The sequence below is a fragment of the Mucilaginibacter sp. OAE612 genome, from assembly GCF_041806395.1.
Taxonomy (GTDB): domain Bacteria; phylum Bacteroidota; class Bacteroidia; order Sphingobacteriales; family Sphingobacteriaceae; genus Mucilaginibacter; species Mucilaginibacter rubeus.
Window position 1 is genome coordinate 22,165 of record NZ_JBGMUW010000001.1, and the last position, 23,851, is coordinate 46,015.

A 23,851-nucleotide genomic window follows, 5' to 3' on the forward strand; every position below is an offset into this window, starting at 1 on the left:
CACTAATATGGGTGAATTTTAGCCAAAATGAACCCCATCCTATCCCTTCCTGGATAAGATACTTATTAAAAAAATTTAAAAAGTTCTTTTAATTCAAATTTTGTTTTAGTAAGTTTGTATTGATAATGCACAGCATATTATTATACGCACTTTACTTTACCCTCATGTCGGTGAGGATAAACATTTTTGTTAATTGGTTTGATAAAAATCCTCGCCCTTGGCGGGGGTTTTTTGTATAGCGACTTTTTAAACTTTAACATATAACATATAGGTTCTGAGAAAATTATGGCACGATTAAATTTATTGGAAGAGACACGTTACGAGAAGTTACCGGTAAGCGTTTACAACAACCAGCAGGAAGCCTCGGTGGCGGTAGCGAACCGGATAGCAGATCTGATCCGCGCGAAACAAGCCAAAGGTGAAAAAGCGGTATTAGGGCTTGCCACCGGTGTAACCCCGATAGGGGTATATGCCGAATTGGTAAGGCAGCACAAAGAAGCAGGCTTGAGCTTTAAGAATGTGATCACTTTCAACCTGGATGAGTACTACCCCATGAAACCCACAGCGGCGCAAAGCTATGTAACCTTCATGTACGAAAATCTTTTCAGCCATATTGATATAGATAAAGCCAATGTGCACATCCCGGATGGCACTTTGGATAAAGACGAAGTCGTAGCATTCTGTTTAGCCTATGAAAAACAGATAGAAGAACTTGGCGGATTAGACCTTCAGATCCTGGGTATCGGTCGTACAGGTCACATCGGCTTCAACGAGCCGGGTTCTGCACCAAACTCAGGAACCAGGATGGTAACGCTTGACGACCTGACCAGACGTGACGCTGCCCGCGATTTTGGTGGTAAAGCCGACGTACCAACCAAAGCCATTACCATGGGGATCGGTACCATCTTCAAGGCGAGGGAAATCATCCTGATGGCCTGGAATAAGAAGAAAGCGCCAATCATCAAGAAAGCGGTAGAAGGGGAGATCTCGGGTGAAGTACCTGCCACTTACCTGCAATTATCACAACATGTAGAGTTTGTACTGGATGCAGATGCCGCGTCAGAACTGACCCGGTTTGATACCCCGTGGCTGGTAAAAGATTGCGTGTGGGATAACCAGTTAAAGAAAAAGGCTGTGATCTGGTTAGCGAATGAGGTTAACAAACCGGTACTGAAACTAACGGAAGAAGATTACAATAACCACGGCATGGCGCAGCTGGCGGTAGAGCAGGGCCCGGTATACAATATCAACATTGATATTTTTAACCAGATCCAGCATACCATTACTGGCTGGCCGGGTGGCAAACCGGATGCGGATGATTCGCAAAGGCCGGAAAGGGCACTGCCTGCTAAAAAGAGAAGTATCATTTTCTCGCCACACCCGGATGATGACGTAATTTCGATGGGCGGTACATTTATTCGTTTGGTAGACCAGGGGCATGATGTACACGTAGCTTACCAAACCTCAGGAAATACCGCGGTATGGGATGATGACGTGCTAAGGTACATGGAATTTGCCATCGACTTTACTAACAGCATTGGCGAGGACACTACACATCTTCAAAAATCATATGAGGATATGCGTGCCTTCTTCCCAACCAAGCAGCCAAATGAGATCGATACCCAGGAGATCAGGAACGTAAAAGGTTTCATCAGGAAAACTGAAGCGATTTCAGGAGCAAGATATGCAGGCTTACAGGATGATCATATCCACTTTATGGCATTGCCTTTTTACGAAACGGGCAAAACCAAAAAAAATTCAGTAGGAGAGGAAGATATCCAGCTAACCATCGAATTATTACAAAAAATAAAACCACAACAAATTTTTGCGGCAGGTGACTTTGCAGATCCTAACGGAACTCACCTGGTATGCTTCAAAATCATCTTAGCTGCACTGGAAAGATTAAAAGGTAAAGAAGCCTGGGTAGAAGACTGCTGGCTGTGGATGTACCGTGGTGCATGGCATGAGTTTGAAACACATGAGATAGAGATGGCAGTACCATTGTCGCCACAGGAGGTGATCCGCAAGCGTAACGCTATCTTCAAACACCAGTCGCAAAAGGATACACCTGTATTCCCTGGTGATGATGCAAGGGAGTTTTGGGTACGTGCGGAAGACCGCACCCGCGACACAGCCCAACGCTATGACCGTCTTGGTTTAGCTGAATATGAGGCTATGGAGGCGTTTGTTAGGTATAAATTTTAAAAATTAGTTCATGGATCATGGTTGATGGTTCATGGATTTTAAGATACATTTCCCCGGCGCCCGTGTCCTCACGAGCGCTTTTTTATTGAATATAATTGGCCTTGGGGATACGTCAACTGATGAGAGAAACTCAATTCATAAATACCGTATGATGAGAACGTATAATATTATTACAGAGAAATTTTATACATTTATTTACAATGAGGGCACGATTAACTAAAGTCAGATCAATAGATCTAAAAAAAGATGCGGCTCAAAAAATGATGACAGAGGAAATAAAGACAAACCGACAGGCGGACAGAATAGTTACGTTAATTTTCGTTTTGCTTGGTGTAATTGTAGTTGTTTTGGGTCTGATATTTGGGTTTCATCGAAGGTGGCCGCCTTCCCAATAAAATTAGATGATAGCGCATAGCAGTTCTCGTTTGCAATCCTTGGTAGCAGTTGGGGCATTACAAAGCGCTTTTTATGATGCAGAAGTTGGTCGCAAGAACGCGGCCAACGCCTTGGTTTGGCTGAATACGAAGCTATGGAAGCGTTTGTGAGATATAAATTCTAAAATTAGTTCATGGATCATGGTTGATGGTTCATAGAATTGAAAAATACATCTACTCCCAGCGTCCGTGTTATCACGGGCGCTTTTTTTTGTATATAGTTGGCCGCAGGGACACGGCCAGGGAAAGGACAAAGCTTTATCACGCGTCATTGCGAAGCACGAAGCAATCGCGAACCGTACAGAGGCACTTGTATAGTCGCTCTGCAAATCGGGGATTGCTTCGTACCTCGCAATGACGCTTATTTATATTTTACCCAACAAAAAAGCCTCCCCAAAATGGGAAGGCCTTCAATATTAAATCCGAAATCAAAATTCCGATATCCGAAATTAAGACGCCATTTGCTTGCGGATGATGTTCAATGCACCACCTGCTTTAAACCACTCAATTTGCTGGGCATTGTAAGTGTGGTTTACAGGGAATGATTCGGTTGAACCATCTTTATGGTGTAATACCACGGTCAACTGCTGGCCAGGGGCAAAAGTAGTTAAGCCGGTGATATCGATAGTATCATCTTCCTGGATCTTTTCGTAATCGTTAGGATCAGCGAAGGTGATACCCAGCATACCTTGTTTTTTAAGGTTGGTTTCGTGGATACGGGCAAATGATTTTACCAATATAGCACGTACACCCAAGTGACGTGGTTCCATAGCTGCGTGCTCACGTGATGAGCCTTCGCCATAGTTTTCGTCGCCTACTACAATCGAACCGATACCTGCTGCTTTGTAAGCACGCTGAGTAGCCGGAACAGGACCATACTCGCCGGTTAATTCGTTTTTAACGCTATCGGCAGTAAGGTTAAAGTAGTTGATAGCACCGATCAGCATGTTGTTTGAAATGTTATCCAGGTGACCGCGGAATTTCAACCATGGGCCAGCCATAGAAATGTGGTCGGTAGTACATTTACCTTTAGCTTTGATCAGCAATTTAAGGCCTGTAATATCGGTACCTTCCCAGGCTTTGAACGGCTCAAGTAATTGTAAACGTGATGAAGTTGGAGAAACGATAACTTCAACTTTGCTGCCGTCCTCTGCTGGTGCCTGGTAGCCTGCATCTTCAACCGCGAAACCTTTTACAGGTAGTTCGATACCTTGAGGCTCATCGAATTTAACCTGCTCACCGGCTTCGTTAGTTAACGTGTCAGTAAGTGGGTTAAAAGTTAAATCACCCGCGATAGCGAAAGCGGTAACAATTTCAGGAGACGCTACGAAAGCGTGGGTGTTAGGGTTACCATCCTGACGTTTAGCGAAGTTACGGTTAAACGAAGTGATGATAGAGTTTTTACGGGTAGGGTCATCAGTATGACGGGCCCACTGGCCAATACATGGTCCGCAGGCGTTAGCCAATACCACACCGCCCATTTGAGCAAAAGTATCAAGATAGCCGTCGCGGTCAACAGTGTAACGAACCTGCTCAGAACCCGGAGTGATGGTGAACTCGGCCTGAGTTTTTAATTTTTTATCGATAGCCTGTTTAGCGATAGAAGCCGAACGGGTGATGTCTTCGTAAGATGAGTTGGTACATGAACCAATCAAACCAACCTCTAATTTGGTAGGCCAGCCGTTTTCTTTAACAGCTGTAGCAAATTTAGAGATAGGCCATGCCAGATCCGGAGTAAACGGACCATTTACGTGTGGTTCAAGCTCTGATAAGTTGATCTCAATAACCTGGTCGAAATATTGCTCAGGGTTAGCGTAAACTTCTTCGTCGCCGGTTAAGTGCTCAGCAATAGCATCGGCAAGTTCAGCGATATCGGCACGTTTTGTACCTTTTAAGTAAGCAGCAGCTTTTTCGTCGTAACCGAAGATAGAAGTAGTAGCACCAATTTCTGCACCCATGTTACAAATAGTGCCTTTACCGGTTGCAGACATTGAGCGTGCGCCTTCGCCAAAGTATTCAACAATAGCACCGGTACCACCTTTTACAGTAAGGATACCAGCAACACGCAGGATTACGTCTTTAGCTGAAGTCCAGCCAGAAAGTTTACCGGTTAATTTTACACCAATCAGTTTAGGGAATTTAAGCTCCCAGGGTAAGCCGGCCATTACGTCGCAGGCATCAGCGCCACCAACACCAATAGCAATCATACCCAAACCACCTGCATTAGGTGTATGTGAGTCAGTACCGATCATCATACCACCCGGGAAAGCGTAGTTTTCCAACACTACCTGGTGAATGATACCTGCACCGGCTTTCCAGAAACCAATGCCATATTTATCAGATACTGAAGCCAGGAAGTCATAAACTTCGCGGTTAACGTCAACAGCAGTACTTAAATCTTCAACAGCGCCGATTTTTGCCTGAATTAAGTGATCGCAATGTACGGTAGATGGAACAGCAACCTGCGGGCGACCGGCTTGCATAAACTGCAAAAGGGCCATTTGCGCAGTAGCATCCTGCATAGCTACACGATCTGGTGCAAAGTCAACATAATCTACCCCGCGACCGAATGCTTTTTGAGCATCGCCTTCGCTAAGGTGGGCATATAAAATCTTTTCGGTTAAAGTTAGGGGTTTACCGGTCGCTTTACGGGCAGCATCAACGCGAGTGCTGTAGCGGTCGTAAACCTTTTTGATCATATCTAAATCAAAAGCCATTTGTATTTGATTTTTAGGTGAAAAGTAAAAGAAATTGACGTTAAGCCCGTTATCCGGCCTTAGAGCGGCGAATTTACAAAAAATAACATTTGAAAGCTGTTAGTGCTTTATACAAATGTTATTTGGATATGTTCTAAATAAGTGATTGGAGGTTAGTGGTTAAAGATTGGTTGGTTACGGCAACCTTCACTTTTTTGTTGATGAAGATGCATGATACAGTGAAAACTAATGCGGACATCAACAGAACCGGGTAATACATCTTTCCAAAAATATCAGGTAGGTCTTGTTTGGAGTTCCCTAAAAACAAAAATGCAAATCCTGTAGTATTTATGGCAGCATGAAAAATCATTCCCGGAATTACGGATTGCGTTTTATTATAAATCCAACCTAAAAATAAACCTCCGAAAAACGCTGGAATGGCCTGCCAGGGATTTAAGTGCAGTGCGCTAAAAAGGATCGCAGAAATGAATATAGCTTTGTTAGGCGAATAATTTTTTAAAAGCCCTTTTAAAATAATGCCCCTGCACAATATTTCCTCGATGATTGGAGCTATAATAACAACACTCATGAAAGAGAATATATCTCTCGTGAACATCCGCTCAAATATCTCGCGAATTTTCAGTGGCATTGGTAGCAATACTGAAATTCGTTCTAAGACGATTGAGAATGCCGCTGCCGCTATGATCAATACCGGGATAAGCCACCCCTTGATTTTATTATAATTTATGGTTGATGGATAACCTTGTTGTTTTTCACTCCTTTTTAAAGTATACTGTATTGCCATTAGTATGGGAGCAGCATTCATCAATACTTTGAATATCGATTTCACAGCCGGAAATTCTTGTGGAGTATTCATAAATATGATGCCGGCGATTATTGCAACGATGATCAGAAAAACAAGATACACGAAAAATAACTTTACAACAGATGTTACGTTAGGATAGGCTGTTTGCGGAGCGAGAGCAATGTTTTCAGGCTCTTCTGCATTTAGTTCGATGTTTGTTATTTCAGACATTTTGCGATTGTTTAGGAAAAAAATTGGCCGGCCATGATAAACGACCAGCCAATTTAAGATTAAAAAATAGTTCGATAAAATATGAACAGGTTATTTTTCTGCTTTTGATGAAGCGGGAGGTAATTGTTTCAAAATCTCCTCAATAGCCCTAACCAATTGCGGATCTTTATTTTCCAATCTATCGGTAAAATCAGTCTTCACATAAATATCCGGTGATACACCAGTTTTCTCAATGTCCTTGCCATCAAGCGTATAACAGCCCCAGGCCGGGATACGGTAGAATGATCCGTCAACCAAACCTTTGCCACTGGTAAAAATGATCCAGCGGTAAGTTTCGGTGCCGATGATCTTGCCAAGGCCCAATTGTTTAAAGCCTTGTGAGGTCATTTCGCCATCGCTTAGGGTTTGCTCATTCATGAGCAGGATGATCGGTTTGGCCGCCGGTGCAAAGTTTGATTGCTGTGTTTTTTTACCATCGCGGTAAGCCCATTGCAGGTACGGCTTTTGCGACAGGAACCGCAACACATTATCATGCACGTTACCGCCTGTGTTATATCTCAGGTCGAGGATAAGTGCGTCTTTATTATAAGCATCATCAACCATATCTTCCAGAAAATCTTCCAGGGCGCCATCGCCCATGTTTTTCATGTATGAGTAGGCGATGCGGTTTTTGCTCTTTTCTGCAACTGTTTTAGCATTGGTCTTGATCCAGTCGTCGTAAAGATTGCCTGACAGATCGCCCGTCGATTCAGGGTGAAGCTTCACTTTAATATCTTTGCCGCCGCGGTTAAAGGTCAGTTCAATTTCTTTATCAAGCGATGGCTTGCTGAAGTAATAATTACGGTCCTGTTTTTCATCAACCGTGACGCCGTTCACTGCTTTCAGGACATCACCCGGTTTTACATCGATACCTGCTTTATCGGCATTACTATGGATGACTATACTGCTAACTTTGTATGGTGAATCATTGTCAAAAATAATTCCGGTTTCCATGGTACGGTAGCTGAAGGTTTTCTTTTCCTCGTTGCCGTTTGAGTAAAAGCCCTGGTGCGATGAATTGAGCTCGCCAAGCATATCATTCAGCAACAGGCGCAGGTCGGCCCGGTTATTAATATAAGGGACAAATGTTTTATAGCTGTCATGAACCTTTTTCCAGTCGGCTCCGTGGAAATTGCCGTCGTAATAGTTTTCATCCAGTCCCGCCCAGGTTTCATCAAACATCTGTGTAAATTCCCCGGCCATGTTACGGGTAAAGCTATAATTGATATCTAACTTATCCACTTTGTTGGCATCGATGTTTAGGGTGTAGATATTGCCTCCGGCCAGTACAAAATATTTATCGCCATTGCCAAAAATGTCGTAATTGCCGAAGTCGCCGCTGCCAACTTTTTCAGTTTTGGGGTTTTCAAAAGCTTCAAGGGTGGTACGGTAAAGTGCCCCTTTGCCTTCGCTATGGTTTGAGGCATAGTATACCAATGTTTTATCTCCTTTTTGAATCACGTAAGGTCCCTGGGCCTGGCCAAACTCCGGACTGATGCGTTCCAGCCTTTTCATCGGTTCTTCGGTGTCTATAACAATATCGGCAGGCGGTTTAGGTGTTGGCTGCTCAGATAAAGGTTTCTTTTTGTTAGACGCTTTTTTGTCCTTATCCTTTTTGTTTTTATCGTCGTCTTTTTTCTCCTCTTTAAACAGGGCCGTAAACTTATCCATCTTAAAAGGATCATCATACTTTTGCAAAGGCATCCGGTAAACGTGGGCATCTTTTGAGCCGTAAGGATACTCGGGCTGTGTACGGGATGATGAAAAATAAATATACTTGCCATCCGGCGACCAGAATGGCGCCGATTCTGTAACACCGCTATTGGTAAGGTTCAGTATTTTCCCGGTTTTTATCTCATAAACAAAAACGTCCATCTCAAAATTGCGGTAAGCGTTGTATACCACGTACTCGCCATTTGGCGAAAAGCGCGGAGGAGGGTTGTAGAATCCCCAAAACTCATCGGTAACAATAGTTTTTGATGTGAGTGTTTTCAGATCCAAAAGTTTCAGTTCATTACGGCCGCTCAGATAAATGGCTTGTGTGCGGTCTTTATTCATGCTCAGCAGGCGATTGCTGCCTTTATCTGTGGTAAGCTGTTTTTCGGCGCCACTGCCGTCGGCTGTTATGGTGTACCAATTAGGATAGCCACCCAGGGTTTGACCAAAAATGAGGGTTTTGTTATCGCTCATCCAGCTTACTTCGGTAATGCGTTCGCTGGTATTACGCTCCAGTTTTTTGCCGAATTTACCTTCGGCATCGCTTACAAATAATTCGCCGCGGGATACAAAAGCCAGCTTTTTGCCATCGGGTGATAATGCTGCTCCTTCAATTTTACCGCCTGTTTCAAACGATTGGTCTTTAGGCACTACATTATTGCGGAACAGGTTTAAGCCTAGCTTCTGCGTTTGTTTGGATGCCACATCGTAAACAAAAATCTGGTAATCTTTTTCAAACACTACTTTGCTGCCATCGGCACTTACCTGCGGGCGTTTGAGAGAGGTGGGAAACTGGGTTAACGCGGTTTTTTTACCATCGATAAAGGCATACAGGTTATATTCTTCGTTGCCCTCGTCGGATACAAAATAGATGTTGCCTTTTTGATCAATGGTGGTCCAGAAATCCTTGCCCTGCCAGTCGGTATATTTTTTATAGGCTTTGGTTTTAGGATTGTATGATTGAATATCGGGATTGTAAGCGCCTTTATAGTGCTTACGGGTGGGGAAATAAATGCTCTCCCAGGTATTGCTGAAAAATAGCTCGCCGGTTTGCGGATGCTCAACAACACCGTGTATGGTATTAAAATAATGACCAAACAGCCTAACGGGGGTGCCGCCGGTAGCTGCTACTTTGTATTCGCTGAAGCCATTATAACGGCTTGAGTTGAAGTAGATGGATTTCGAATCCCAGGTCCAGGAATCTACGTTATCGCCGGCATCGTTATAGGTAAGCTGTTTGATATCGCCGCCGGCGAGGGGCATTACGTATACATCGTTGTTGCCAAACTGGTTTGATGAAAAAGCAAGCCATTGCCCGTCGGGCGATACCCGCGGACTGGTTTCTTCACCCTGCATGGCGGTCAATCGCGTGGCGGCTGTGCTGTTGATATCGGCTTTCCAAAGATCGCCTTCGTAACTGAAAATTACAGTTTTGCCATCGGGTGTTAGGGTTGGGTTAGATGTAAAATAGCTTCCGGTTGTTTGGGCTTTAAGGCTGGTTTGGCACAGTGCTGCCAAAAACAATACGATGTATAGTTTCTTCATATGGTTTAAGTTTTATGAATAAATGTATTTTTGAGCCATGTTAAAAGTGGTGCACCTCAATACGTATGACGGTAATGGCGGCGCGGGCAGGGCCTGCATGCGCCTTAACCGGGCATTACTTAGCCAAAATATCGATTCTAAAATTATAGTACATTATAAATTTGGAAATAATCCTGATATCAAGACTTTTAACGGTAATATCATTCAAAAATCATACGCCGCCGCTACTATTATCCTGGAACGGATATTGGCCAAACGCTTTTTAAAACCCGATAGCCGTACCCCGTTTTCTTTCACCTGGTTTGGCCGTTCGGTAGTTAATCATCCCGATGTGAAAAAAGCCGATATCATTCACCTGCATTGGATTAATCACGGTTTTCTGGACCCTAAACATATAGCCGAAATTAGAAAGCTGGGCAAGCCTGTGGTGTGGACCTTTCACGATAGCAATGCTTTTACCGGCGGTTGCCATGTACGCTATACCTGCGATCATTACCAGCAACAATGCGGTAACTGCCCGCTGCTGATCAACTCTGCCGATGATGATATTTCGCACCGCATTTGGCAGCAAAAAAATAAGGCTTATCAGCAACTCGACTTCAACATTATCGCCCCAAGTTTATGGATGCAAGATTCTGTAAAGAAAAGCAGTTTGATGCGGAGCAAAGCCACAAGCAATATTCCAAATACGCTGGAAACGGATGTTTTTAAGCCGATAAACAAAAAGGAGGCGAAAGCCAAAGCAGGCTTGCCGACGGATAAATTTATCTTTTTAAGTGGCTTTATGCCATCGCGTAAAGATCTGCATAAAGGTACCCAATATCTGTTGGAAAGTATGGAATTATTAAGACAGCGTTTAGGTGCAGAAACCGATCAGATAGAATTGGTGGTGTTCGGCAACCGGGGTACGGAAAACCTGCCTGACTTTCCTTTTAAAACCAGCTTTTTAGGAACCATCAATAACGATGAGAAACTGGCCCTGCACTACGCCGCGGCCGATGCTTTTTTAATCCCTTCGCTTGAGGATAATTTACCTTACACCGTAATGGAAAGCCTGAGTTGCGGTACACCCGTAATCGCTTTTACTACAGGTGGCATCCCGGATATGGTGCGGCACCAGTATAGTGGTTTCCTTGCCACCTATCGTTCATCCGAAAGTTTTACTGATGGGATGGAATGGATCATTAAACATCCTGAAAAGGACAAGTTGAACCACCAGGCCCGGCAAACCATTATGGATAGGTTTTCGGAAGAAGTAATAGCCAGAAAACATATCGAAGTTTATCGACAATTACTGAGTAAGGGAGGGAATAATGTTTAATCCAAGACTAAGCGTTATCACCATTGTTTATAATAATGTTAGAGATATTGAGCGTACTATCCGCTCGGTGATTAATCAGACATATACTAATATTGAATATATTATTGTCGATGGTTTATCTAATGATGGTACCCTACAGGTAATTGACAAGTATAAAAGTCAAATAACCAAATTCATCAGCGAAAAAGATGAGGGCATTTATGATGCCATGAATAAAGGGCTTGCTTTAACTACCGGCGATTATGTGATCTTCATGAACTCGGGAGATGAGTTTTATGATAACGAAACCGTTGCCGCGGTTTTTGCTGCTGCAGAGGATGCCGACATTTATTATGGCGAAACAGAAATGATAGCCGATGACGGGAGTAGTTTAGGGCAGCGCCGTCACAAAGCACCCGCAAAGTTTACCTGGCGTGGTTTTAAATATGGCATGAGCATTAGTCACCAGGCTATCTATATCAGGCGGTCGCTGGCAGAACCCTATGACCGAAGATATCAATTGAGTTCAGATATCGACTGGATAATCCGCGCGGCAAAAAAAGCTAAAAAGATCGTTAACGTTAATAAGTACGTTGCCAAATACCTGGTAGGAGGCATGTCGAAGAAAAAGCATCGTCAAAGTTTGATGGAGCGTTTCGAGATCATGAAGCGGAATTATGGCTTGATCCCGACTGTTTTAAACCATTTTGTTATCGCCTTTAATTTGGGCTGGTACTGGTTGAAGAATAGAAGGACGAATGATTAATCAAATGCAATAATATGCTCTTCTCTGGCGCCCTTCTCTGGCCATGTGTGTAATGTAAACCTATAGCAGGATTTATCAATTAATCTGTAAACTTATTTTAGGACGATACATATCGGAAAGCACAAGTCAGCAATCGCCCATCTCTCCGCTCAAGACTTGCGCTAATATAAGGGATAACTGATTGAATAAATTCCACAAAAAAAGCGATGAACACTGCCCATCGCTTTTCTTTTGAATATAAAATTGCTTAAGCTTTTTTATCAGCTGGCTTTGCAGCCGGAGCTTTCTTTTTGTTTTCGGTATAAGCAGCACCGCCTAAGGCAAGCACCAATAAGATTGAACCTGCTAATGAAATATTCTCGCCGGTGTAATATGATGCCGGGTGGAAAATAAATTCAATTTTGTGGTTGCCGATTGGGATCTGAGCAGCACGTAATAGATAATCGGCACGGAAATAAGGTTTTTCAACACCATCGATATACATTTTCCAGCCTTTGTTGTAGTACACTTCAGAGAATACCGCAATTTGTGAGGCAGTTGAACCGCTTGTATAAACCATATGATCGGGTGAGTAGCTGGTAAGCTCAATTTTGCCTTCGCCGGCACCTGCTCCCAAAGTTTTTTCGTCGATAATGCTTTTGTATTGTTTATCAACAATAGCTTCATCTTTTGGTGTAAAGCTGCTGATGGCTACCATCTCCTGGTCTGCATTGTCGGCATATTTAATACTTTTAACAAACCATGCATGGCCACAGGCGGTTTGGTTTACCTGCATGCCTACGTTTTGTGTTTTTGGATCGGCGTTAATGATGTACTTCACGTTCATCATATCCAAAACATCCTGGTTAATGCTTTTGCTTAGTTGATTATCAACAAGCTCTTCCCAGCGTTTTAGCCTTGCTGCCGAGTAACCACCCAATGACTTGTAGAAAAATGGTGTAAGACCATCGCCTTTGATTGATTGTGTGGCGTCAAATACCCTAAAATCAGGATCTTTATCTTTCATGATAAACTGGTCAACCTCGCGTGGCTGTGGTGTTTCATTGTCTTGTTTTGGCGCAAAGCTGTCGTGATTTAAATAGCGTTTGTCGATACCCCAAAGGTCAACAAGGATCAGCGCCAGGAAAGCAAGCGATGCAACAGTTGGATTGATCTTCTTTTTAAGGAATGCCCATGCAATACCAAATGCTATGGCAATGAATATAAGTGACCGGATAGCATCTGCTTGTGCTATCGATTCCCTGTCGGCAATTAAAGCGCGGGTAAGGGCTGAACTATCAGTTTTAAGGGCCTGACCAATTTGTGCAATAACGCCGGCTTGCTGTTCGCTAACACTGAAAGATAACAGTAATGAAGGTACCACGGCCACAATTAGGACAAGGCCACCAGTAATGTAAAAAGCAATTTTTAGTTTTTTAAACAGGCTTTCTTTATCTTCATTTATAATAGCTTCGTTTACTGCTAATACAGCAAGGATTGGAAAGCAGAAACCTACAATTGCCAATATTGAGTCAACTGCCCGGAATTTATTGTAAAGCGGGAAATAGTTAAAGAACAGATCAGACAGAAAAGACCAGTTTCTGCCAAATGATAATAGCGTAGTTAAAACCACAGCACCAAGCAACCACCATTTAATACGGTTTTTAACAATCATTAAACCCCATACAAACAGCAAACAAATTACTGCACCAAAATAGAATGGGCCGGCGGTGAATGGTTTATTACCCCAATATAAGGGTAGATAATTGGCCGAAATGCCGGTAACCTGATTAGGGTCGGCTCCACTTGCATTAAGCGCTTTGATTACGTGTGAGTCCGGATCGGTAGAGCCTTGTTCGCCGCCGCCATAAGCGTTAGGAATAAGGAAAGTGATACATTCACCAACACCCTGGCTCCATTCAAAGGCGTAATCGCGTGCCAAACCGTTATTGGGCTCTGCAGCTTGCCTTGTGAGATTTGATTTGCCACGGATGGTTTCATTGCCATAGTCGGCAGTACTCCATAATATGGATGCATTTACAGAAACCGCAAGAAGAGTAGCCGCCGCTATATACCCCAGCGATTTTAGAAAGCTGTTGAGGGTTTTATTTTTGATAGCATGGTAAAGTTCAATACCCACCATGATCAATAAGGCCAGCATCAAATAATACGTCATTTGTATGTGGTTGGCCCTGATCTCTAACGCAAGAAACAAGGCTGTAACCGCGAAACCAAGTAAATGCTTGCCGCGAAGCGTAAGGATGATACCCGCAAGTATCGGCCCGAAAAATGCTATGGCGAAGGCCTGATTAGCATGCCCGGCAACCAGCAAAATGATATTATATGATGAAAAGGTAAACGCTATTGCACCTGCCGCTGCAAGCCATGGATTAACCTTTAACACAATAAACAGGAAGTATGTACCTAATAAGAATAACAATACTGTACCAACAGGGGTTGGGAAAGTGTAATTTATGGCAGTAACCACCCATGTAGTTAAATTGGCTTTATAAGGTGCCCACACCTGGTAGGTGGGCATGCCGCCATAGATCTGGTTGGTCCAGAGTATCGTAGTGTCTTTAGCTTTGTAATCGTTGATTTCTTTTTGGGTTGATAGAGCCCTTGTAACGTCATTGCCGCCTAATGTTTTTCCCTGGAAAGCCGGGGTTAAAAATATAAAGCAGATCACTAAAAAAATTGCAGCTATGGCAAAATGAATGCCGTTACGCTTAAACCAGTTATTCATTTAAGTTTTTTGAAATGGATATTATATTCCTCAAAAATAGAAATTACAATGAGAATAGGAATTATAAGTTTTGTTAAGGAATAACTTAACAGGTTTGCGCACGGCTGCGCAGCAGGAAAAACATGGCAATCAGCACAATGATAGATATTACGTAAGCAATAACCTGCGCCTTGCCGTAATCTTCGCGGTATTTGCGGATGTTGAAAAAGTTGTAAACGCCCAGCCCCCCCATGATCACCCAGTAAAAAGTGCTGATTTTAGTGCAATTGGCAAAAATTTGAGTGGCAACAATAAATACTATCACATTAGTGATAATAAGCGTAATTGACTCGGGCGTGTTGTTATGATTTTGGCGCCTTCTAAATACAGGGTTGGTGTCCATGATTTATTGGTTAGGTTTAGTTTACTTCTTCGTAATCAACAAATTCACCTTCACTGTCGGGCACGCTGCCTTTTTTAGGCTGCGGGATATGGTCGATCCTGATTTTTCCATCAGGTTTTGGGCCTTCATTGTAGTTACGTTGTTGCTGTTGATATTGCTGTTGGGCTTTATTCACAACACTTTCAAAAAGGAACGGCAGCAGGTAACGCGCCAGGCTGCGGATAATGTATAATATACAGATAGATATGATCAGGAAACGAATAAGAATCATACTGTTAATTTTGAGCTTACAAATATAAGGTATATAACGGTAAAAATGTTTTATTATGATTTGAGGATAGCTGACGCTGTTTTAATTTGAAGATAAAGCAATTTGAAGGTTTGAAAATGTGGGGACTGTCGTTTTCAAATCTTCAAATCAATAAATTTTCAAATTAAAACTTCTCCTCCATCATTTTTTCCAAAGCAAACATTTCGTCGCGTAGTTTGGCAGCCAGCAGGAAATCCATGTTTTTGGCGGCGGCAAGCATATCTTTTTTGGTGTTGTCGATTGATTTTTTCAGGTCGGCTTTGGTCATATACTGAACTATCGGATCGGCGGCAAGGGTCAGCGTATCGGTTTCCACGTAAGCCTGCTGTACACCGCCTTTAAAGTCGACCACCGAGGTTTGCTCCATAATTTCCTCGCGCGTTTTCCCAACAGTTAGCGGTGTAATGCCATGTTGCGTATTGTACGCAATCTGAATTTCGCGGCGGCGATTGGTTTCGTCCATCGTGATCTGCATCGAATCGGTTATGGTATCGGCATACATGATCACACGGCCGCGATCGTTTCGGGCAGCGCGGCCAATAGTCTGAATCAGTGAACGTTCTGACCGCAGGAAACCTTCTTTATCCGCATCTAAAATGGCTACTAATGATACTTCCGGTAAATCCAATCCTTCACGCAATAGGTTGATGCCTATCAATACATCAAATTCGCCGAGGCGTAAGCCACGCAAAATTTCTACACGCTGCAGGGTTTTCACTTCCGAGTGGATGTAGCGGCATTTAATGCCCAGCCGGTCCATGTATTTGGCCAGTTCTTCGGCCATGCGTTTGGTGAGGGTGGTTACCAGTACGCGGTCTCCCTTTTTAATAGTTTTATCTACTTCGTCAAGCAGGTCATCTACCTGGTTTATCACCGGGCGAACGTCAATAACGGGATCAAGCAAACCGGTAGGGCGGATTACCTGTTCCACCACCACACCACCTGATTTTTCAAGTTCAAAATCGCCGGGAGTAGCGCTTACATAAACGGTTTGCGGGGCAAGGTTTTCAAACTCCTGGAAATTAAGCGGACGGTTATCCAAAGCTGCCGGCAGGCGGAAGCCATAATCAACCAGCGAGATTTTACGCGAACGGTCACCTCCATACATCGCCCTGATCTGCGGAACAGTTACGTGACTTTCGTCAATCACCATCAGGTAATCTTCCGGGAAATAATCGAGCAAGCAGAACGGCCTTGCACCAGGCTTGCGCCCGTCAAAAAAGCGGGAGTAGTTCTCGATGCCCGAACAGTAACCCAACTCGCGGATCATTTCCAGGTCGTAATTAACCCTTTCTTCCAGCCGTTTGGCTTCCAGGAAACGGCCGTCATCAATAAACTGTTTTTTGCGGGTTTCCAGCTCTTCCTGTATAGCCCAGATAGATTGCAGGAAACGCTCTCGGGGGGCAACATACAGGTTGGCCGGATAAACCACCATGTGTGTCATTTTTTCGATGGTTTTACCGGTGCCGATATCAAAGGCGCTTAACTCTTCAATATCGTCGCCAAAAAAGGAGATGCGGTAGGCATAATCCAGGTAAGCCGGAAAAATATCGACGGTATCACCCTTAACCCTGAATGTTCCTCGTTTAAAATCGGCAGTGGTGCGGGCGTATAAAATTTCGACCAGGCGATGTAAAAAAGCATTCCTGCTGATACGGGTACCTACGGCAAATTTGAAAACCGAGTCGGCAAAATCATCGGGGTTACCCATACCGTAAATGCAGGATATAGACGATACCACGATCACATCGCGCCTGCCCGACATTAAAGCCGAAGTAGTACGTAAACGAAGCTTTTCTATCTCCTCGTTTATTTGCAAATCCTTTTCAATGTAGGTGTTGGTGGTAGGGATGAAAGCCTCCGGCTGATAATAGTCATAGTAAGACACAAAGTAGTTCACCGCGTTTTCGGGAAAGAACTGCTTAAACTCGCCATAAAGCTGTGCCGCTAATGTTTTGTTGTGGCTCAGGATCAGCGTAGGTTTTTGCGTTTGTGCTATAATATTGGCAACCGTAAAGGTTTTGCCCGATCCGGTAACCCCCAAAAGGGTTTGATATGGGTCGCCGTTGTTGATACCTTCAACCAACTGCCTTATAGCTTCAGGCTGGTCGCCGGTTGGTTTATATTGAGATGTTAATTGAAAATCCATGTTGTTATGTAAAAATACAAATAATCCAGAAACAGGGTTTGCAAATCAAAATAAGTACATGGTAATGACAACCGTATGTCAACATTGTTGGATTTGGGGTGATAAATTACATTTCTGCCTTTAAACGTAACGCCCTATCCAAAAAACTCTGCTGCTTTATTTTCTCTTCGGCTTCAATAATAGCCTTCATCAGGTTGTTTTGGGTGTCGGCAATTTCCGCGGCGGCCGCTTTCATGATTTCCCAAACAGGTTTCATGCGCACAATAAGTTCCTGGCCTTTTGTTGTTAACATGATAAGACGCTTCCTTTCATCGGCCTTATCCTTTTTTGATCGGATCAATTTCTCTTTTTCCAATTCTTTTAACAGACTGATGGTGGAAGGATGGGTATAACCAATTTCGGCAGCGATTTCCACCACGCTTAAAAGGGGCTTAAAATGTAAAGTGTAAATAACGGGGAACCATTTGGGTTCAAAATCAATATTGCTGGCTTTATAAATAAGTACGCCTTCCTTGCGCAGCTGCTCGGCCAGGCGCTGCAACCTTGTTGAAATTGCTAAAATTCCCGATTCGTCAATAACATTCATCATACCGCTGTTAATTGTTCAAATGTAACTCATAAAAAATGGTATCTGCAGCCATAAGTGGGAATGATTCAGGTAAATCCTGTTTGGCAAGGCGGGTAAAGCCATTTTTTTCATAAAACCGATGGGCCGCTTTCAGCATCTCAACAGTGCCTAAATAAATGTGGGCAATGTTGTTTTGTTTGCAATAATCAATAAGATTATTGAGCAGTAACTGCGCGATGCCCAGCTCCTTTCCCCGGTATTCTTTAAGTACAAACATTTTGCGTATGGCCGCCGAATTATTATCAAAAGCAATAAGTGCAATGGTGCCAACAAGTTGTTCGTTGTATATCGCTCCCCAAAAATCTCCGCCGGTTTGGTGGTAATTGGTTTCAATATCAAGCAGGTCGGGCTGGGCTTCAAGCGTGATAGGCACATTAAATTCAATTTGCTGAATTGGTAAAATGATATCAATGATCTGCTGGCAATAAGTATTGTTGAGTGAGCTGATAACAGGTGTAGTATCCATAACTTTAATATTTATGTACAAATCTACGTAGTTAACTACATATATTCAAAATTTATTATCCTTCCCATGGTGCGGTATGACATTTAATAAACAAATAGTGATACTATTGCTCAAAAACGCTTAAATTTAAGCATGATTTTTATCCTCAATAAAACCAATACCATTGCCAACCAGTTCCTTGCCGAATTACGGGATGCCGTTATTCAGCAGGATAAGGCACGTTTCAGGCAGAACCAGGAAAGGTTAGGAGCCATACTGGCTTATGAGTTGAGTAAATCATTACATTACGAAACCAAAGAAGTTCAAACCCCCTTGGGTACAGCCAGTGTTAATATACCGGCCGATGAACCGGTGCTGGGTATTATATTGCGCGCCGGCCTGCCTTTTCACCAGGGTTTTATGCAGTTTTTCGACCGGTCGCCCTCTGCATTTATCACAGCTTATCGCAAGGTGAAGCGTAACGGCAGCTTTTTGATCCAGGTGGATCATATCTCAACCCCTAACCTTGATGATAAGATCTTTATTTTGTGCGATACCATGCTGGCTACCGGGCAAAGTATTGTATCGGTTTGTAAGGAGTTGATGGCTCAGTATAAAATAAAGGAGCTGCACATTGCCGCTGTAATTGCAAGCACCGAAGGCGTGGCGCATGTTAAAGCCAATCTCCCAAAAGCCAAACTCTGGCTCTGCGCCGTTGACGACGAAATGACCAGCAAAGCTTATATTGTACCTGGTTTGGGTGATGCGGGCGACCTGGCATTTGGGGAAAAAGTGTAGTTGATTTGGGATTTCGGATGTTCGATTTCGGATTTAGTAATTAAGATTTTTTAATTTTGAATTTTCGATTTATTAATAGGAAATAAAAAAATTCCGAAATCGAACATCCGAAATCCGACATAAAATGATTAATTCCGAAATCGAACATCCGAAATCCGATATAAAGTATAAACACATCTTCTTTGATCTCGACCATACCATCTGGGATTTCGATAAAAATGCCGAAGAGGCCCTGCATGAGTTATATGTTATTCACCAGCTTGGCGAAATTGGCCTGCAATCTGCCGAATTGTTCATCGAAACTTACACCCGTAATAATCACCGCCTTTGGGCGCAGTATCATATTGGTGAGATAACTAAAGATGAGTTACGCGAGGCCCGCTTCAAATCAACTTTTACTGATCTTGGCCTGCACCCGGATTTGATGCCGCTTGATTTTGAAGATGCTTATGTAAAACTTTGCCCTACCAAAACCAACCTGTTTCCGCATGCGCACGAAACGCTGCAATACCTGCAATCAAAATATACCCTGCACCTGATCTCGAACGGGTTTAAAGATTCAACCCGGATAAAAATCGCGGGGACCGATCTGGCAAAATACTTTCAGCATATCATCATCTCCGAAGATGTAGGTGTGAACAAACCCGATAAGGCCATATTTCAGCATGCGCTTGACCTGGCCGGGGCATCGAAAGAAGAAAGTGTGATGATCGGCGACAGCATTGAAGCTGATATCCGCGGGGCGCTTGGTTTTGGGATGGATGCCATATATTTTAATCCTTTTAATGCGGAAAAGCCTCAGGATGTGCCGGTGCAGATTGCTCATTTAAAAGAGTTAACTTTACTTTTATGAGTATCGCCAAAGAACGTAAAGCTATTGATGCAGCCCTTGATGAATACCGCAAACAACTGGATGTTATCCCCGATGAGTTGTTTGATGTTACCCCGGAGGATGGCGGCTGGTCGTTTGCTGAGGTTTACAGCCATATTATGCAGGCTACGCTGGGCTCATCAATCGCGCTTGAACGTTGTACCCACGGCAATTGCGAGCCAACTAAAAAAGGTATTAATTGGGAGGGCCGGATCTTGCTGTTGTTAGGTAAATTTCCGCCGGTTAAAACAACAGTCCCCAATGCGGTAAGCGATAAAATGGCTGCCAATAAGATCAGTAAGGAAGATGCCAAAAACCTGATCATCAAATGCCGCAAACGGATTGAAACTACTATGCCACTCATTGCCGAATCATCGCCGGCTAACAGATACAAGCACCCGCGTATGGGAATGCTTAATGCCAGGCAATGGTTTAAATTTATCCGCATTCATTTACAGCACCACTTGAAACAACTTAACAGGATCAAAAATAAATTTAGTACAGCAAAGTAACCTTTTATATTTAATGTAGTCTTAACAGTAGGATAATGTTAAATTTCAGACATTTGTAAAAATCTTTGTGATGAATTTTGAGTATGCTTATTTGGTAGTTATAGGGTTGCTGATCTTGGTTGGCTGCTTCTATGCAAGTCCATATGAATTGACTGTTAACGAAGATGAGGACGACGAGTAATCGTTGCTTTATTAATGAAAATGTTGTTTTCCGGCTAATCTTGCCGGCCTGTAAAATAGCCCCCTTAATTTAATGGCAAAACGCGAAGTTGATATTGTAGTAATATCTGATGTGCACCTTGGTACTTACGGCTGTCACGCAAAAGAGTTGCTTAAATATTTAAAAAGCATCAAGCCCAAAATCCTTATCCTTAACGGCGATATTATTGATATTTGGCAATTTAGTAAATCATACTGGCCCGAAGCGCACATGAAAGTGGTGCGCCGCATTCTGAAGTTTGTTACCGATGGCATCCCGGTTTATTATTTAACGGGCAACCATGACGAAATGCTGCGCAAGTTTACCGATTTTAACATGGGCACTTTTCAGCTGCTTGATAAGCTTGTGTTAAATATCGATGGCAAAAAAGCCTGGATCTTTCATGGCGATGTGTTTGACGTTACCATGCAGCACTCCAAATGGCTGGCTAAACTTGGGGCGGTTGGTTATGACACATTGATTTTGATCAATAGTTTTGTAAACTGGTTCCTTACCGCTATTGGCAGGCAAAAAATGAGCTTTTCGCAAAAGGTGAAAGCCAGTTTTAAGGAGGCGGTAAAATTCATTAACCAATTTGAGCAAACCGCGGCCGATCTGGCTGTCGATAAACAATACGGATACGTGATCTGCGGTCACATTCACCATGCCGAAATCAGGGAAATTACGTCTACACAAAATATAGGCTCGGTACTTTACCTCAACTCGGGCGATTGGGTAGAAAGTTTAAGCGCCCTTGAATATCACAATGGCAAATGGGAAGTGTTTAAATACAAGCCGGATGATTTCAATACAGATGCTGATGAAGATGATAAAACCGATTCGGAAGATCTGAATGCTATGCTCGATGTTAAAAACTTGTTGGAGCGCTTTAAACACGAACACGATTAAATTACTTACCGAAAACATTTTTCTTTACTAAATTAAGCCCCTGAATATTGGTGCAGACAAATCAGCGTGTCCGCTGTATCTGCGCGGTACGATCATCATCCTTTTGAAAGAATTTATTTTAATGAAGATACTGTTTGGTATACAGGGAACAGGTAACGGGCATATAAGTCGGGCAAGGGAAATTGTGCCCCTGCTGCAACAATACGGCGAGGTTGACTTGCTGGTGAGCGGCACCGAAGCTGAAGTATCATTATCACAACCCCTGAAATATCGCTTTCATGGTGTAAGCTTTGTATTTGGTACCAACGGCGGCGTGGATAACTGGGCTACCTGGAAAATCATGAACCTGCGCCAGTTTCAGCGCGATCTGCGGAGCCTTCCCCTGAAACAATATGACCTCATCATCAATGATTTTGAACCTGTAAGTGCCTGGGCTTGTAAATTACGGGGTGTACCGTCGGTATCCTTAAGTCACCAGTGTTCGTTTGTATCACCTAAAACACCGCGCCCCGAAAAAAAAGATCCTTTTGCGCAATGGCTTTTAAAAAACTATTCGCCTACTACCTATCATGTAGGCTTCCATTTTGAGCGCTATGATACTTTTATCAATACCCCGGTAATCCGGAGCGAGATCAGGCAGATGGAAACCTCCAACCTGGGCCATTATACAGTTTACCTGCCGGCTTATGATGACAAAACACTGCTGAAATATTTAAGTGCCGAAAGAGAGGTTAAATGGCAGGTGTTTTCAAAACGGCAAAAGCAGGCCTATAAATCGGGAAATGTGGAGATCTTCCCCGTAAATAATGAAGCTTTTAACAAAAGCCTGGCAAGCTGTACCGGTTTGCTTACCGGGGGCGGTTTTGAAGGCCCCGCCGAGGCCCTGTTTTTAAAGAAAAAGGTAATGATGATACCCATGAAAGGGCAATACGAACAGCAGTGTAACGCGCTTTCGGCCTCCAGGTTGGGGGTTCCGGTGGTGAGCGAAATAAATGATAAGTTTAACGGCCATTTAAACCACTGGATCAACGACAGTAAAAAGATCGTAGTTGATTTTCCGGATGAAACCGCCGCTATTGTTGATAAACTGGTAAAGCAGTATACCAGGTAGTAAAGCATTGCAACTTAAGCGGTTTTTCTGCTAATTTTGCAACCGCAAACACGGCCGCGCATATGATCAATCTTTTCAGGAACTATAATCCCCTTAATATTATATGGCTGGCTATTTTGCTGTTCGTACTGCGGATAGGTTTCATGGTGCAGGTTCCCGAAAAGGTTGAGTTTATTTTTGTAGAACCCTTTGCACGGCTGCTGGTACCCGTAAAATATGAATACGCGTTTTCGCCGCTGCTTAATGTGATACTGGCCGGCGGGCTTGTATTTATACAGGCTTTATTGCTTAATTCGTTAATTAATCATCATAATTTATTAGGCAAGCCAACCTTTTTGCCGGCGCTGATGTATATCACGCTTTCGGGCTTGTTTACGCCCTTTTTAACTTTAAGCGCCCCGCTTTTATGTAATTTCTTACTCATCTGGATGTTGTTTAAATTATTCAACCTGTATAAGGGGGAGGATGTTAAGTCAACAACTTACGATCTGGGTTTGATCGTGGCGGTGGGGTCGCTTGTTTATTTCCCGTTTATTTATTTGTTCCTGGTTATATGGATAGCGCTTATGATATTCAGGCCGTTTAACTGGCGCGAATGGGTTATTTCGATATTAGGGTATGTAACCGTGTTCTTTTTCCTTGCGGTTATTTATTTTATGAATGATATGCTGCCCCGGTTTAGCCATATCTGGTCACCCTTAGGCAAAAAATTTCCCGATCATATCAGTATTAACTCCTATAACTACCTGCTGTTGGTGCCGGTTATTGTAATATTAGTGCTTTGTTTTTTTAAGCTGCAGCAAAATTTCTTTAAAAGCTACGTGCAGATCCGTAAAACATTCCAGCTTTTGTTTTTAATTTTTCTGATCACAGCGCTTTCATTTTATCTCAATTCGGAATTTCGCCTGAGCCATTTTTTGCTTTGTGCAGTGCCGGTAACGGTGTTTTTTGCCTATTATTTTTTGTATGCAACCAAGCGCTGGTTTTATGAAATACTGTATTTGTTGTTGTTTATCAGCATCATTTACTTTCAGTTTAACAAATTTTAACTTTTACATTCGTCCTTATTTCGGCG

General features: G+C 43.0%; 18 protein-coding genes. 9 read left to right on the forward strand and 9 right to left on the reverse strand.

The window, feature by feature from the left end:
* Window positions 1-285 precede the first annotated feature (285 nt).
* Window positions 286-2,205 (forward strand): glucosamine-6-phosphate deaminase, encoded by a 1,920-nt coding sequence (nagB, locus tag ABID99_RS00090; RefSeq protein WP_373612501.1) that lies wholly within the window; start codon window positions 286-288, stop codon window positions 2,203-2,205.
* 883 nt (window positions 2,206-3,088) lie between these two features.
* On the opposite strand, the gene ABID99_RS00095 is transcribed toward nagB, so the two are convergent.
* The 3 genes from ABID99_RS00095 to ABID99_RS00105 form a co-directional block, all read right to left on the reverse strand.
* Window positions 3,089-5,356, reverse strand: a complete 2,268-nt coding sequence (locus ABID99_RS00095) for an aconitate hydratase (protein ID WP_188834814.1) — start codon at window positions 5,354-5,356, stop codon at window positions 3,089-3,091.
* Window positions 5,357-5,489: 133 nt separating this feature from the next.
* On the reverse strand, window positions 5,490-6,371 hold the full coding sequence (locus tag ABID99_RS00100; protein ID WP_373612502.1) for a lysostaphin resistance A-like protein: 882 nt from the start codon (window positions 6,369-6,371) through the stop codon (window positions 5,490-5,492).
* Between the two features lie 90 nt (window positions 6,372-6,461).
* Window positions 6,462-9,671, reverse strand: a complete 3,210-nt coding sequence (locus ABID99_RS00105; protein WP_373612503.1) for a S41 family peptidase — start codon at window positions 9,669-9,671, stop codon at window positions 6,462-6,464.
* 37 nt (window positions 9,672-9,708) lie between these two features.
* Between ABID99_RS00105 and ABID99_RS00110 the strand changes: the two genes are divergently transcribed.
* Window positions 9,709-10,992, forward strand: coding sequence for a glycosyltransferase (locus tag ABID99_RS00110; RefSeq protein WP_090535032.1), 1,284 nt, complete (start codon window positions 9,709-9,711; stop codon window positions 10,990-10,992).
* Window positions 10,985-11,737, forward strand: coding sequence for a glycosyltransferase family 2 protein (locus tag ABID99_RS00115; protein ID WP_373612504.1), 753 nt, complete (start codon window positions 10,985-10,987; stop codon window positions 11,735-11,737). The genes ABID99_RS00110 and ABID99_RS00115 overlap by 8 nt, the downstream gene beginning before the upstream one ends.
* 247 nt (window positions 11,738-11,984) lie before the next feature.
* On the opposite strand, the gene ABID99_RS00120 is transcribed toward ABID99_RS00115, so the two are convergent.
* From ABID99_RS00120 to ABID99_RS00145, 6 genes are all read right to left on the reverse strand, one after another.
* Window positions 11,985-14,462: a hypothetical protein gene (locus tag ABID99_RS00120; RefSeq protein WP_373612505.1), complete on the reverse strand. Its 2,478-nt coding sequence runs from the start codon at window positions 14,460-14,462 to the stop codon at window positions 11,985-11,987.
* Between the two features lie 85 nt (window positions 14,463-14,547).
* On the reverse strand, window positions 14,548-14,844 hold the full coding sequence (locus tag ABID99_RS00125; RefSeq protein ID WP_090534932.1) for a hypothetical protein: 297 nt from the start codon (window positions 14,842-14,844) through the stop codon (window positions 14,548-14,550).
* Between the two features lie 16 nt (window positions 14,845-14,860).
* On the reverse strand, window positions 14,861-15,115 hold the full coding sequence (locus ABID99_RS00130; RefSeq protein WP_373612506.1) for a DUF4834 family protein: 255 nt from the start codon (window positions 15,113-15,115) through the stop codon (window positions 14,861-14,863).
* A 163-nt stretch (window positions 15,116-15,278) separates the two neighbouring features.
* The gene (gene uvrB, locus ABID99_RS00135) at window positions 15,279-17,303 is read right to left on the reverse strand and encodes an excinuclease ABC subunit UvrB (RefSeq protein ID WP_091174530.1); all 2,025 of its coding nucleotides are present in this window, start codon (window positions 17,301-17,303) and stop codon (window positions 15,279-15,281) included.
* 106 nt (window positions 17,304-17,409) lie between these two features.
* Window positions 17,410-17,892: a MarR family winged helix-turn-helix transcriptional regulator gene (locus ABID99_RS00140; protein ID WP_229701660.1), complete on the reverse strand. Its 483-nt coding sequence runs from the start codon at window positions 17,890-17,892 to the stop codon at window positions 17,410-17,412.
* A 7-nt stretch (window positions 17,893-17,899) separates the two neighbouring features.
* Window positions 17,900-18,397 carry a GNAT family N-acetyltransferase gene (locus ABID99_RS00145; protein ID WP_188833519.1) on the reverse strand — a complete coding sequence of 166 codons (498 nt, stop codon included), beginning with the start codon at window positions 18,395-18,397 and terminating at the stop codon, window positions 17,900-17,902.
* Between the two features lie 132 nt (window positions 18,398-18,529).
* Here ABID99_RS00145 and upp point away from each other — a divergent pair, with 132 nt between their 5' ends.
* From upp to ABID99_RS00175, 6 genes are all read left to right on the forward strand, one after another.
* Window positions 18,530-19,174 (forward strand): uracil phosphoribosyltransferase, encoded by a 645-nt coding sequence (upp, locus tag ABID99_RS00150; RefSeq protein WP_188833518.1) that lies wholly within the window; start codon window positions 18,530-18,532, stop codon window positions 19,172-19,174.
* Between the two features lie 124 nt (window positions 19,175-19,298).
* Window positions 19,299-20,027 carry a YjjG family noncanonical pyrimidine nucleotidase gene (locus tag ABID99_RS00155; protein WP_373612507.1) on the forward strand — a complete coding sequence of 243 codons (729 nt, stop codon included), beginning with the start codon at window positions 19,299-19,301 and terminating at the stop codon, window positions 20,025-20,027.
* A complete protein-coding gene (locus ABID99_RS00160; protein ID WP_373612508.1) occupies window positions 20,024-20,557 on the forward strand; it encodes a DinB family protein in 534 nt (177 codons plus the stop codon). Before ABID99_RS00155 ends, ABID99_RS00160 begins: the two co-directional genes overlap by 4 nt.
* A 253-nt stretch (window positions 20,558-20,810) precedes the next feature.
* Window positions 20,811-21,665, forward strand: coding sequence for a UDP-2,3-diacylglucosamine diphosphatase (locus ABID99_RS00165; RefSeq protein ID WP_373612509.1), 855 nt, complete (start codon window positions 20,811-20,813; stop codon window positions 21,663-21,665).
* 121 nt (window positions 21,666-21,786) lie between these two features.
* Entirely contained in the window at window positions 21,787-22,776 is a 990-nt protein-coding gene (locus tag ABID99_RS00170; protein ID WP_373612510.1) for a glycosyltransferase family protein, read from the forward strand.
* 62 nt (window positions 22,777-22,838) lie between these two features.
* Window positions 22,839-23,825, forward strand: coding sequence for a DUF6427 family protein (locus tag ABID99_RS00175; protein ID WP_373612511.1), 987 nt, complete (start codon window positions 22,839-22,841; stop codon window positions 23,823-23,825).
* Window positions 23,826-23,851 lie beyond the last annotated feature (26 nt).

Coding starts and splice junctions, on each gene's coding strand:
- nagB (WP_373612501.1), top strand. CDS start 286: ATGGCACGATTAAATTTATTGGAAGAGACACGTTACGAGAAGTTACCG.
- ABID99_RS00095 (WP_188834814.1), bottom strand. CDS start 5,356: ATGGCTTTTGATTTAGATATGATCAAAAAGGTTTACGACCGCTACAGC.
- ABID99_RS00100 (WP_373612502.1), bottom strand. CDS start 6,371: ATGTCTGAAATAACAAACATCGAACTAAATGCAGAAGAGCCTGAAAAC.
- ABID99_RS00105 (WP_373612503.1), bottom strand. CDS start 9,671: ATGAAGAAACTATACATCGTATTGTTTTTGGCAGCACTGTGCCAAACC.
- ABID99_RS00110 (WP_090535032.1), top strand. CDS start 9,709: ATGTTAAAAGTGGTGCACCTCAATACGTATGACGGTAATGGCGGCGCG.
- ABID99_RS00115 (WP_373612504.1), top strand. CDS start 10,985: ATGTTTAATCCAAGACTAAGCGTTATCACCATTGTTTATAATAATGTT.
- ABID99_RS00120 (WP_373612505.1), bottom strand. CDS start 14,462: ATGAATAACTGGTTTAAGCGTAACGGCATTCATTTTGCCATAGCTGCA.
- ABID99_RS00125 (WP_090534932.1), bottom strand. CDS start 14,844: ATGGACACCAACCCTGTATTTAGAAGGCGCCAAAATCATAACAACACG.
- ABID99_RS00130 (WP_373612506.1), bottom strand. CDS start 15,115: ATGATTCTTATTCGTTTCCTGATCATATCTATCTGTATATTATACATT.
- uvrB (WP_091174530.1), bottom strand. CDS start 17,303: ATGGATTTTCAATTAACATCTCAATATAAACCAACCGGCGACCAGCCT.
- ABID99_RS00140 (WP_229701660.1), bottom strand. CDS start 17,892: ATGATGAATGTTATTGACGAATCGGGAATTTTAGCAATTTCAACAAGG.
- ABID99_RS00145 (WP_188833519.1), bottom strand. CDS start 18,397: ATGGATACTACACCTGTTATCAGCTCACTCAACAATACTTATTGCCAG.
- upp (WP_188833518.1), top strand. CDS start 18,530: ATGATTTTTATCCTCAATAAAACCAATACCATTGCCAACCAGTTCCTT.
- ABID99_RS00155 (WP_373612507.1), top strand. CDS start 19,299: ATGATTAATTCCGAAATCGAACATCCGAAATCCGATATAAAGTATAAA.
- ABID99_RS00160 (WP_373612508.1), top strand. CDS start 20,024: ATGAGTATCGCCAAAGAACGTAAAGCTATTGATGCAGCCCTTGATGAA.
- ABID99_RS00165 (WP_373612509.1), top strand. CDS start 20,811: ATGGCAAAACGCGAAGTTGATATTGTAGTAATATCTGATGTGCACCTT.
- ABID99_RS00170 (WP_373612510.1), top strand. CDS start 21,787: ATGAAGATACTGTTTGGTATACAGGGAACAGGTAACGGGCATATAAGT.
- ABID99_RS00175 (WP_373612511.1), top strand. CDS start 22,839: ATGATCAATCTTTTCAGGAACTATAATCCCCTTAATATTATATGGCTG.